Below are 12650 nucleotides of genomic sequence, written 5' to 3' on the forward strand. Positions count from 1 at the left end.
CGCGGATCAGTCCACGCCGAAGAAAGGGACCAGGTGCCTCAGGCACAGGAGGGAGGATCGGTCGAGCCGGCCGAACCCTCCTCTAGTCGGCCGGGCGTACGGCCCGGCTCCCCCGGCTCCGTTCCCGGAGCGGCTCGGTGAACGTCGTGATGTCGGTGCTGCCGCTGCTGGCGTTCGTCGCGCTGACCGCCGGGACCGCGGTCTTCGTCGCGGCCGAGTTCTCGTTGACCGCGCTCGAACGCAGCACCGTGGAGGCCAACGCCCGCAGCGGGCATCGCCGCGACCAGATGGTGCGCCGGGCGCACCGCACCCTGTCCACCCAGCTCTCCGGTGCCCAGGTGGGCATCTCGATCACCACGCTGGCCACCGGCTTCCTCGCCGAGCCGGTCGTGGCCAGGCTGATCGCCCCGGGCCTGTCCGCGCTGCGCGTCCCCGAGAGCCTGACCAGCGGTTTGGCGTTGGTGCTGGCCATCCTGATCGCGACGTCGATCTCGATGGTGTTCGGCGAGTTGGTGCCGAAGAACCTCGCGGTGGCCCGTCCCGTGCCGACCGCGCGGTGGTCGGCACCGCTGCAGTTGATGTTCTCGTTCCTGTTCACCCCGCTGATCCGGCTCACCAACGGCACGGCGAACTGGATCCTGCGCCGGCTGGGCATCGAGCCGGCCGAGGAACTGCGCTCAGCGCGGTCCCCGCAGGAACTCGTGTCGCTCGTCAGGTCCTCGGCGCAGAGCGGCTCCCTCGACCCGGTGACGGCCGTGCTGGTCGACCGCTCCCTGCAGTTCGGGGTCCGCACCGCCGAGGAACTGATGACCCCGCGGTCCAAGATCGACACCCTGGAGGCGGGCGACACGGTGGTCGACCTCAGCGAAGCAGCGGTGCGCACCGGCCACTCGCGCTTCCCCGTGATTCGGGGCGATCTCGACGAGACGATCGGGATGGTGCACGTCAAGCAGGTCTTCTCGGTGCCCCGGGACCAGCGGGCCAGTACGCGGCTGGCCGACCTGGCCGTCCCGGTCACCAAGGTGCCCTCGACGCTCGACGGCGACGCGGTGATGTCCGAGGTGCGCGCCAACGGCCTGCAGACCGCGCTGGTGGTCGACGAGTACGGCGGCACCGCCGGCATGGTGACCGTTGAAGACCTGATCGAGGAGATCGTCGGCGACGTGCGCGACGAGCACGACGTCGAGCCCCCCGACGTCGTGCAGGCCGGGCGCGGGTGGCAGGTCTCGGGTCTCCTGCGCATCGACGAGGTCGCCGAGAACACCGAATTCCGCGCTCCCGAAGGCGACTACGAGACCATCGGGGGGCTGGTGCTCGAGACGCTGGGTCACATCCCCGAAGAAGGCGAGTCGGTGGAGCTGACCGCGTTCGACCCGGACGGGCCCGACGATCCGGTCCGGTGGCGCGCCACCGTGCTCAAGATGGACGGCCGGCGCATCGACCAACTGCGCCTGACCGAACTCGGACGCAGCGGAGACGGCCGTGGGTGATCTGTTCGGAGTGCTGCTGACCTTCGTCCTGTTGGCGGCCAACGCCTTCTTCGTGGCCTCGGAGTTCGCGCTGATCTCCGCCCGCCGTGACCGCCTCGAAGCACTCGCCGAACAGGGCAAGCGCAGCGCAGTCACCGTGATCCGGGCCGGGGAGCGCCTGTCCCTGATGCTCGCCGGCGCCCAACTGGGCATCACGATCTGTTCGATCCTGCTCGGCCGGGTAGCCGAGCCCGCCGTCGCGCACGTGCTGGAGCGGCCGTTCGGCCTGCTCGGCATCCCCGACGCACTGCTTCACACGGTGTCGTTCCTGGTCGCCCTGTCGATCGTGGTGACGTTGCACGTGCTGCTCGGCGAGATGGTGCCGAAGAACATCGCGATCGCCGGGCCCGAGTCGACAGCCATGCTGCTCATCCCGGTCTACCTCGTCTACATGCGCGCCGCGCGCCCGTTCATCGCGTTCTACAACTGGTGCGCCAACATCACCCTGCGCAGCTTCGGCGTCGAGCCCAAAGACGAACTCGACGTCACCGTGTCGACGGTGGAACTGTCGGAGATGATCGCCGAGTCGCTGTCCGAGGGCCTGCTCGATCCCGAGGAGCACAGCCGGCTGACCCGGGCGCTGCAGATCCGCAACCGCAACGTCAACGACGTCGCGCTGCCCCTGCACCGGATCCGTGCCGTTCCCGTCGCCGAACAGGGCGCAGGCCCCAGGGTGGGCGCACTGGAGGAAGCGCTGCGCGAGACCGGCTACTCCCGATTCCCGGTGGCTGACGACTCCGGCGCCTACCTGGGGTACGTGCACATCAAAGACGTGCTCCCGCTGGTCACCGCCTCGACCGACGGTGCCGCGGTCGTCGATGCCTCGCTGGTGCGGCCGCTGCCGCGGGTGCCGGCGTCGCTGCCGCTGCCCGACGCGCTGTCGCGGCTGCGCCGTACCAACAGCCATCTGGCGCTGGTGACCAGCGCCGACGGCAAGGTCAGCGCAATGGTCGCACTGGAAGACCTTGTCGAGGACCTCGTCGGCACCGTCCGCGACGGCACCCACCGTGTGTGATTCGCGGCTCGCCGCGGTGTCTGATTCGCGGCCCGCCGCGGTGTGTGATTCGCGGCTCGCCGCGGTGCCTGATTCGCGGCTCGCCGCGGGCGAGTGGCTGCCCCGCGCCGACGCTTACCGGCGCCGCGCCGATGCACTGCTCGAACCCCTGCTGGCCTGCCGGCGGGAGGGGCGGGCCCATCCGGTCTACGACTTCCTGTTCACCTACTACAGCCTGCGGCCCCGCCAGCTGCGGTGGTGGCATCCCGGGTTCGGCACCGTCCTCGGCGGTGAGCCGGCCCGGCGATATCTGCCGCGTACCGGCTACACCGAGCATCCCGACGGTGTCACGGTCAGCGGTGAGCACCTTCACGCCCGCGCCGGGACTGTGGCGTTCATCGCCGACCTGCTGGGGGCCACCGCGTCCCGGCCCGCCCGCTTCAACTGCTTCGGCCTGCACGAATGGGCCATGGTGTACCGGTCGGACACGGTGCGCCACGGTGGTGTCCCGATGCGTCTCGGTTCCGCTGAGACCGACGCCGTCGTCGAATCCCTGCCGTTGCGGTGCAGTCACTTCGACGCGTTCCGCTTCTTCACCGATCCCGCCGCGCGCCGCAACCACCACCACCTGACCCGGCGGTCGCAAGCCGAGAACGAACAGCCCGGCTGCGTTCACGCCGGCATGGACCTCTACAAATGGGCGTTCAAGTTGAGCCCGCTGATCGAGAGCGACCTGGTGCTCGACTGCTTCGAGCTCGCCGTCGAGGCGCGCGTGCTCGACATGCGCGCCAGCCCCTACGACCTGCGGGAGTTCGGGTTCACCCCGATCGCGGTGGAGACCCCGGCGGGCCGGCGGGAGTACGCCGCTGCGCAGCAGGCCGTCAGCGAACGGGCCGCCCCGCTGCGCGCCCGGCTCCTATCACGGACCCGGATGCTGCAGCAGGCCGCCGCCCGGGCATAGGGGCTGTTACCGCTGGGTAAGCTGGACCGACGACACCGCAGACTGCAGGCGCCGCGAGCGCGTGCCAACGAGGGAGGAACCATGGCCGATCGCGTGACGGTGGGCAACCTGCGCGTCGCCGCTGAGTTGTACGACTTCATCAACAACGAGGCGCTGCCCGGCACTGACATCGACCCCGACACCTTCTGGTCCGGCGTGGACAAGGTCGTGGCCGACCTGACCCCGAAGAACGCCGACCTGCTGGCGCGCCGCGACGAGCTGCAGGCGCAGATCGACAAGTGGCACCGGGCCCGGGTGATCGGCGGGTTCGACGCCGACGAGTACAAGCAGTTCCTCACCGATATCGGATATCTGCAGCCCGAGCCCGCGGACTTCACCATCACCACCGCCGGCGTGGACGACGAGATCACCACCACCGCCGGGCCCCAGCTGGTGGTGCCGATCCTCAACGCGCGGTTCGCCCTCAACGCCGCCAATGCCCGCTGGGGCTCGCTGTACGACGCGCTCTACGGCACCGACGTCATCCCGACCGACGGCGGCGCCGAACCCGGCGACTCCTACAACAAGGTGCGCGGCGACAAGGTCATCGCCTATGCGCGCCGCTTCCTCGACGGCGCCGCGCCGCTCGAATCGGGCTCCTGGACCGACATCACCGGTCTGACGCTCGACGACGGCAGGCTCGCCGCGACGCTTGACGACGGCGGGTCCGTCGCGCTGAAGGACCCCGCCCAGTACGCCGGCTACACCGGCGACGCCGACTCCCCGGACGCGGTGCTGCTGGTCAACAACGGTCTGCACATCGAAATCCTGATCGACCCCGACTCCCCCATCGGCAAGACCGACAGAGCCGGCATCAAGGACGTCGTGCTGGAATCCGCGGTCACCACGATCATGGACTTCGAAGACTCGGTCGCGGCCGTCGACGCCCCGGACAAGGTGCTCGGCTACCGCAACTGGCTCGGACTGAACCGCGGCGACCTCGCCGAAGAGGTCAGCAAGGGCGGCAAGACCTTCACCCGCGTGCTCAACGCCGACCGAACCTACACCCGGCCGGACGGCGGCGAGCTCACGCTGCCCGGTCGCAGCCTGCTGTTCGTCCGCAACGTCGGTCACCTGATGACCAACGACGCCATCGTGATGGGCGAAGAAGGCGCAGAGGTGCCCGAAGGCATCCAGGACGCGCTGTTCACCAGCCTGATCGGCATCCACGGCCTGCGCACCGGTGACGGTAACGGCCCCCTGGCCAACAGCCGCACCGGCTCGATCTACATCGTCAAGCCGAAGATGCACGGTCCCGAGGAGGTCGCCTTCACCTGCGAGCTGTTCAGCCGCGTCGAAGACGTGCTCGGACTGCCGGCCAACACACTCAAGGTCGGCATCATGGACGAGGAGCGCCGCACCACGCTCAACCTCAAGGCCTGCATCAAGGCCGCCGCCGACCGCGTGGTCTTCATCAACACCGGCTTCCTCGACCGCACCGGCGACGAGATCCACACCTCGATGGAGGCCGGCCCGATGATCCGCAAGGGTGCGATGAAGTCGACCGAATGGATCAAGGCCTACGAGGACCAGAACGTCGACATCGGCCTGGCCACCGGATTCTCCGGGAAAGCTCAGATCGGCAAGGGCATGTGGGCCATGACCGACCTGATGGCCGACATGGTCGAGCAGAAGATCGGTCAGCCCAAGGCCGGTGCCACCACCGCCTGGGTGCCGTCGCCGACCGCAGCGACGCTGCATGCGATGCATTATCACGAGGTCGACGTGTTCGCGGTGCACCGGGAACTCGCGGGCAAGCGCCGGACCTCGCTCGATGAGCTCCTGACCATTCCGCTGGCCAAGGAGCTGGCCTGGGCGCCCGAGGAGATCCGTGAAGAGGTCGACAACAACTGCCAGTCGATCCTGGGATACGTGGTGCGCTGGATCGACGCCGGCGTCGGCTGCTCCAAGGTGCCCGATATCCATGACATCGCGCTGATGGAGGACCGCGCCACCCTGCGGATCTCCAGCCAGCTGCTGGCGAACTGGTTGCGCCACGGCGTGATCACCGCCGATGACGTCAAGTCCAGCCTGCGCCGGATGGCCGCGGTGGTCGACGAGCAGAACGCCGCCGACCCTGAATTCCGGCCGATGGCAACCGATCCGGACGCCAGCGTGGCTTTCCAGGCCGCGCAGGAACTCATCCTGGCAGGCGCCGCGCAGCCGAACGGCTACACCGAACCGATCCTGCACCGGCGTAGGCGAGAGTACAAAGCAGCACGTAACGTTGGCTGACGCAGGTTGGGTGACGCGAGACACCGGAGCGACGAAGTGAGGGCGAAGGCGCTATGAGCGGGACGGGCCGGCATGGGAAGGCATAGCCTTCCCGACCCCGACGAGACGGGCGGCCAGCCCGAGGATCCGCAGACCGAGCGCTTCGCGTTCGGCGCGGACGGGCCCGGCGACGATCACCGGACGGATGACGAAACCGATTCCGCCGGAGACGGTTTCGTGCCCGGCGACACGTCGCAGAGCAGCGCCGAGCCCCCGCCGCCACGGTCCCGGGACTGGGACGCCGGTGAGTGGACCGGGAGTCACCGTGCCGTGACCGCGGGGCGGCGCGGGGTCAGCGTCGGCGTCATCGTCGCCCTGATCACCGTCGTGGTGGTCGTCGGTGCCGTCATCCTGTGGCGATTCTTCGGTGACGCGCTGTCCAGCCGCTCCGACGTCGCCGCCGCCCGCTGCGTCGACGGCGAGATCGACATCTCCGTCGTCGTCGACCCCGCGATCGTCGAACCGGTGCAAGGCTTGGCGCAGCGGTACAACGACAACGCCGAACCCGTCGGTGACCGCTGTGTCAAAGTCGGTGTGACATCGGCGGATTCGTCGGCCGTCGTCGACGGGCTCAGCGGCCAGTGGCCGGCCGAACTCGGAGAGCGCCCCGCGTTGTGGATTCCCGCCAGTACCGCCTCGGAAGCCCGGCTCGAGTCCGCTGCCGGGCCTCAGGCCGTCAGCGACAGCCGCTCCCTGGTCAGCTCCGCGGTCGTGCTCGCCGTGGCCCCACCGCTCGAAGAGGCTTTGGTAGACCAGAGCTGGTCCAGCCTGCCCCGGCTGCAGACCGACCCGGCTGCCCTCGACGGGCTGGGGCTGCAGGGCTGGGGTGGCCTGCGGTTGGCCCTCCCCCTCGAAGGGGACAGCGACGCCGCGTACCTGGCCGCCGAAGCGGTGGCGGCCGCGGCTGCGCCGCAGGGTGCGCCCGCCAGCGCCGGACTGGGCGCGGTCAGTGCCGTCATCTCGGGAGCGCCCGAGCTGCCCGACAACACCGCTGGTGCCGCGCTGGACGCCCTGATCGACGCCGCCGATCCGCGCACCGCACCGGTGCACGCCGTCGTGACCACCGAGCAGCAGCTCTACCGGCGTGCCGCGGAACTGCCGGACGCGGCGTCGAAGGTGGCCGCGTGGCGTCCGCCCGGACCGGCGGCGGTCGCCGACTTCCCCACCGTGCTGCTCTCCGGCGACTGGCTGGCCCAGGAACAGGTCACCGCCGCCAGTGAGTTCGCGCGGTTCCTGCGCAAACCGGAGCAACTCGCCGAATTCAGTCAGGCGGGCTTCCGCGTCGACGGCCAGGAGCCGCCGGCCAGTGACGTGGTCGACTTCGGCGCGGTGGAAACCCCGCTGAATGTCGGTGACGCGGCGCTGCGCGCAACGATCGCGGACACGGTGGCCACCCCGACGCAGAGCCCGACGGTGACGATCATGCTCGACCAGTCGATGCCGACCGACGAAGGAGGCCAGTCCCGGCTGAACAACGTCGTCGAGGCGCTCAAGGCGAGGTTGGCCGCGCTTCCCCCGGACTCCGGGGTCGGCCTATGGACCTTCGACGGTGTGGCGGGCCGCTCGGAGATCAGTTCGGGGGCCCTGTCCGAGCCGGTGAACGGTCGTCCGCGGGCCGACGCGCTGACCGCCGCGCTGGACGCCCAGAGCGCGTCTGGCGGCGGTGCGGTGTCGTTCACCACGCTGCGGCTCGTCTACACCGACGCGTCCGCCAAGTACCGCGAAGGACAGCAGAACTCGGTGCTGGTGATCACCGCGGGCCCGCACACCGACCGCACCCTGGGTGGCGAGGGGCTGCAGCAGTACATCGACGGCGCGTTCAACCCCGAGCGTCCGGTGGCGGTCAACGTCATCGACTTCGGCGATGACGCCGACCGGGCGACCTGGGAGGGCGTCGCACAGACCACCGGGGGCCAGTACCGCAACCTCGGATCCTCGGCCTCGCCGGAGCTCGCATCGGTCATCGCGACGATGTTGTCGTGAACGGTGTCGGGAGCCACTGCCGGGAAGTTTCCGATAGGCTCGGCGAAGACCACGAGCAACGTCGGTTTCCGCAAAGTGGTTCGCTGACGATGTTGCCCGGCGGCGCGCCGCAATGGTATGACCGCGTTATCGAACTGTCGCATTAACCTGCGAGGATCGACCAGAAGCTCGGTGCGGAGGGGGTTGCAGGACACGCCATGCCAGGCCAGCATCCTCAGCTGACTTATGAAGGTCAGCTACCTACGTTCCCGGATCGGTGGCGGGACCGTAAGCGCTACGTGTGGTTGCTCGGACTCGTCATCCCCACGCTGGTACCGGCGTCCTGGCTGGGCGTCACGCTCACCGGGTGCGGGCTCTTCTGGTGGTCCGGTCCGGTCATGACTGTCATCGTCATTCCGCTGCTGGACTTCCTGGTGGGCAGCGACTCGGACAATCCGCCCGACAGCGCGCTGCAGCATCTGGAGCAGGACCGGTTCTACCGCTGGGCCACCTACCTGTATCTGCCCGCGCAGTACGTCTCGCTGGTGCTCGCCTGCTGGCTGTGGACGGGCGGGGGCGGCGTCACGATGAACCTGGCCGACAAGGCCGGTCTGATGCTGACCGTCGGCGGTATCGCGGGGGTGGCCATCAACACCGCCCACGAGCTCGGCCACCAGCGCGCGAACTCCGAACGTTGGCTGAGCAAGATCGCACTGGCACAGAGCGGGTACGGACAATTCTTCGTCGAACACAATCGCGGGCATCACGCCCGCGTCGCCACCCCGGAGGATCCGGCCAGTGCCCGCCTCGGCGAGAACCTCTACCAGTTCTTCGGCAGGTCCATCGTGGGCAGCCTGCGCTCGGCGTGGGGTATCGAGGCGCGACGCCTGCGGTGTCACGGCAGGTCGCCGTGGTCGTTCCGCAACGATGTGCTCAACGCATGGGCGCTGACGGCGGCGCTGTACGCCGCGCTGACCGCGGTCTTCGGCGTTGCCGCCCTACCGTGGTTGATCGGGCAGGCGTTGGTCGGAATCGCGCTGCTGGAGACCATCAACTATCTGGAGCACTACGGTCTGCGCCGGCAGCCCCGCCGCAACGGCAGCTATGAACAGGTGCGACCGTCACACAGTTGGAACAGCAATTCGGTCATCTCCAACGTGTTCCTGTTCCACTTGCAGCGGCACTCCGACCACCACGCCAACCCGCAGCGCCGGTACCAGGCGCTCTGCCACGCCGACGAGGCCCCCCAGCTACCTGCGGGCTACGCGGCGATGGTGGTGTTGGCCGCGTTCCCGCCGTTGTGGCGGCGGGTGATGGACCGACGCGTGGTGGCGCACTACGGCGGGGATGTCAGCCGAGCCGCGCTGAGCCCGCGTAAACAGCAGAAGCTGCTGCGCCGCCATCAGACCCTCGGTTGAGGTGCGTGCGGCTCAGCTGATCGAGGGCGCATGCTGCGGCGACGGCACGCTGGCCGGCACCCGTCGGTGCACGACGGCACGTCCGCCCCGCTTGGGCGCGAGCGCCACTCCCCTGTCCCACAGAGGTTCCGGCTCGTCGGTGGTCGGTTCGAACCGCAGCTCGCGCAGCAGCGTGCGCAGCGTGATGTCCATCTCCATGTTGGAGAAGTTCGCCCCGATGCATCGGTTGATCCCGCCGCCGAACGGGATCCACATCGGCGGCTTGGGTGCACCGTCGGCGTAGCGGTCCGGGTCGAAGGCTTCCGGGTCGGTGTAGTTCGCGGGATCGAAGTGGGCCAGCTGGATGCTGATGAAGATGTTGGTGTTGGCGGGCAACACCCACGGCCCGAGGCGGACGCGCTGCCTGGTCTGGCGTGGAATGTTGTCGATCACCGGCCGGGTGCGCTGTGACTCCCAGATCACCGCCTGGCGCAACTCGGAGCCTCCGGCGTCGACCTCTTCGGTCAGCCGGGTGAGCAGGTCGGGATGGCGACGCAGTCGCTCGATCGTCCAGGCCAGCTGGGTCGCGGTGGTTTCGTGGCCGGCGACCATCATCGTGAGCAACTCGTCGGCGATGTGCTGGTCGGAGATCGGCTCCCCATTGTCGTAGCGCGCGTGCACCAGCAGCGACAGCACATCGGCACGGTCCTCGGAGTGCGGGTCGGTGCGCGCCTGGACGATCAGCTCACCGATGACGGCGTTGATGCGGTCGCGCAGCCGTTTGAAGCGTCCGCCGGGGCTCCACGCACCGAGGTCGCGACGGGCCGCGGCCGGCAGCAGCACGAAGCGCGACCCCATCTCCACGGCACGCGGGATCAGCTCGCGCAACTCGTCCAGCGCGGCTCCCTCCGCACCGAACACCGTGCGCAGGATCGCGTTCAGGGTGATGCGCATCATCGGTTCGAGCGTCTCGAACTCCTGGCCCTGCGGCCAACCGGCGATCTCGCGCAGCACCTCTTCCTCGATGACCGGCTCGTAGCCGCGCACGCGCTTGCCGTGAAACGGTGGTACCAGCAACTTGTGCCGGTTGAGATGCTCCTCGCCTTCCAGACTGAACGTCGAACCGGGGCCGATGGTCGCACCGAGATTGTGCCCGGGCCGGACGATGACGTCGCGGTGGGTGGAGAAGATGTCTTTGATCAGCGCAGGATCGCTGATCACGACCGTCCGCCCCAGCACCGGGACGTTCACCGTGAACTCACTGCCATAGCGGCGGTAGGCCGCATCGACCGCCTGGTTGCGGACGGTCAACATCATCAGGCCCTGGATCAGCTTCGGAATCCGCGGCCCCGGCGGAAGTCGCACGGGGTCAGTTGTCGCTTCGGCCACGTCTCACCCCTCCGTTCCCGTGAGCCGGTACCTCCGGTCCTGACGCGTGTCGTGGAGACCGAATGCTACCAAGGATGTCGTTTCGGCCCGTCAGGCGAAGGTGTAGTTGCTCAACGGGAAGGTCTCTTGCTCGCGCAGCGCCGCCCGCGGAGTGGTCGGCCGCAACACGGTCTCGCCGTTGGGGCCGAAGTAATACGACCGCGAACTGGCGCAGTCGCCCAGATGCAGCAGAGTGCCCTCCTGCAGACGTTCCATCCGCTCGCGGAACTCGGTGTTGGCCTGCTCGGTCACCTCGAACGTGGTGGCGTTGCGCCGGCGCAGTTCGGTGAACAACCGATCGATGTGGCGGCTCTGGTACTTGACCATGTTGAAGAAAGACAGCCCGCTGTTGGCGTACGGGCCGGCGGCCAGTCCGAGATAGTTCGGGAAGTAGGGCACCGTCATGCCCTGATAGGCCTGGAAACCGTGAGTGCGCCACCACTTTCCGAGATTACGGCCGTCCCGGCCGATGATCTCGATGGCCGGGAAATTCGATTCCCACATGTCGAAGCCGGTGGCCAGGATCAGGGTGTCGATCTCGGTGCGTGCGCCGTCGGCGGTGACGATGGCGTCCGGCTCGATCCGTTCGATGCCCGCGGTGCGCAGGTGTACATGCGGTTGGGTGAAGGTCTTGTAGTACTCGTTGGAGTAGGTCGGGCGTTTGCACCCGAAGTCGTAGTGCGGCGTCAGCTCCTGACGAAGCTTCTTGTCCCGGATGGCCGCGAATCGCTGCATGCCGGCGATCACCGCCGTGAAGTTGACCAGAAACCGCAGCTGGCGGAACTTGATCGCGGGCAGGAACACCACCGAGGCCTGCACATCGGTCATGAGCCGGAACAGGCGCTGCACCACTGGGACTCGGGCAAAAAGGCGCTGCACCGCGGTCGGAATGGCGAAGTCCTGTTTCGGCACCACATGGATGGGCGTGCGCTGGTACACCGACAGCTCTGCGGCCTTCTTGGCCAGCTCCGGGATCACCTGGACGGCTGTCGCGCCGGTGCCGATGATCGCGACGCGACGTCCCCGCAGGTCGTAGCTGTCATCCCACGCGGTGGTGTGAATTACCTTGCCGGCGAACTCGGCGACGCCGGGAATGTTGGGATAGCAGGCTTGTGACATGAACCCGGTGGCGGCGATCAGGAAGCGAGCGGTCACGGTGTCACCACCGGCGATCGCGACCCGCCAGACCTTGTCCTCCTCGTCCCAGCGCGCGTTCTCCACCTTGGTGTCGAAGCGCATGTGCCGGCGGACGTCGTACTTGTCGGCGACGTGCTCGGCGTACTGCTTGATCTCTGCGCCGGGCGCGTACAGGCGGGACCAGTACGGATTCGGCTCGAAGTCGAACGAGTAGGTGGGCGACGGCAGGTCCACAGCCAGGCCCGGGTACCGGTTGACGTGCCACACGCCCCCGAGGTCGTTCTCCCGTTCCAGGATGGCGATGTTGTGGTAGCCCAGTTGCTTGAACTGGATCGCCGCGCCGATACCGCCGAATCCGGCTCCCACGATGACGACATCGAGGGGTTGCTGGGCACTCATGGCCTTCACCGTAACTGACTCGCCGACAACATTCAGCTTGATCCGCCCCGCCTGCACGGCCGTCGCGCGGCGCGTGGCAACCCACCATCCCGCAGTCAAGATGACGCGTTTGCCCACCACAGCGGCCAAAACGCGCTGGCCAGAACCCGGCATGGACGGACCGGGACCGCACGCTGTGAGCGCGCGACCGCGAACCCCGCAATCTCAGCCATTGGTGGTTGCCACGATGAACATTCGGCGAACGGTTTCGCGTCACCGGCCTGAGCATTCGGACCGGCCCCCCGCATCTCAGCAAACGATACGAAAGCCACACCCATCACATAGAGCAGGCAAAAGAGCGTCGTGGAAGGTGTTCGGCGACCTTTTGCTGTGTGGCCGACGGGATCGGTGTCAACCTGTCCGGATTGCGATCCATCGCTAACTGCAATTGCATGTTTGGAAATTAACGAGACCGTTGGCAAAAGCAGTCGGTAAACCGCACCTTTCAGTTAACGGAAGCGTCAACTATCCGATAGGGGTCGCCGTCGGAC

General features: G+C 68.0%; 8 protein-coding genes. 6 read left to right on the forward strand and 2 right to left on the reverse strand.

The annotated features are described in order from the left end of the window. Window positions 1-149 precede the first annotated feature (149 nt). From G6N31_RS06330 to G6N31_RS06355, 6 genes are all read left to right on the forward strand, one after another. A complete protein-coding gene (locus G6N31_RS06330; protein WP_276057965.1) occupies window positions 150-1490 on the forward strand; it encodes a hemolysin family protein in 1341 nt (446 codons plus the stop codon). After that, a complete protein-coding gene (locus tag G6N31_RS06335) occupies window positions 1483-2544 on the forward strand; it encodes a hemolysin family protein (protein WP_098004647.1) in 1062 nt (353 codons plus the stop codon). The genes G6N31_RS06330 and G6N31_RS06335 overlap by 8 nt, the downstream gene beginning before the upstream one ends. 16 nt (window positions 2545-2560) lie before the next feature. After that, window positions 2561-3484: a 3-methyladenine DNA glycosylase gene (locus tag G6N31_RS06340; protein ID WP_420090978.1), complete on the forward strand. Its 924-nt coding sequence runs from the start codon at window positions 2561-2563 to the stop codon at window positions 3482-3484. Between the two features lie 81 nt (window positions 3485-3565). Beyond that, window positions 3566-5758, forward strand: a complete 2193-nt coding sequence (locus tag G6N31_RS06345) for a malate synthase G (RefSeq protein ID WP_098004646.1) — start codon at window positions 3566-3568, stop codon at window positions 5756-5758. 72 nt (window positions 5759-5830) lie between these two features. Then, entirely contained in the window at window positions 5831-7780 is a 1950-nt protein-coding gene (locus tag G6N31_RS06350) for a substrate-binding domain-containing protein (protein ID WP_098004645.1), read from the forward strand. Between the two features lie 377 nt (window positions 7781-8157). Further along, a complete protein-coding gene (locus G6N31_RS06355) occupies window positions 8158-9177 on the forward strand; it encodes an alkane 1-monooxygenase (protein ID WP_234815401.1) in 1020 nt (339 codons plus the stop codon). 12 nt (window positions 9178-9189) lie between these two features. On the opposite strand, the gene G6N31_RS06360 is transcribed toward G6N31_RS06355, so the two are convergent. Beyond that, window positions 9190-10545, reverse strand: coding sequence for a cytochrome P450 (locus tag G6N31_RS06360; protein WP_098004643.1), 1356 nt, complete (start codon window positions 10543-10545; stop codon window positions 9190-9192). A 90-nt stretch (window positions 10546-10635) separates the two neighbouring features. Continuing rightward, a complete protein-coding gene (locus tag G6N31_RS06365; protein ID WP_098004669.1) occupies window positions 10636-12120 on the reverse strand; it encodes a flavin-containing monooxygenase in 1485 nt (494 codons plus the stop codon). Window positions 12121-12650: the final 530 nt, after the last annotated feature.

The organism is Mycolicibacterium duvalii (assembly GCF_010726645.1).
GTDB lineage: Bacteria > Actinomycetota > Actinomycetes > Mycobacteriales > Mycobacteriaceae > Mycobacterium > Mycobacterium duvalii.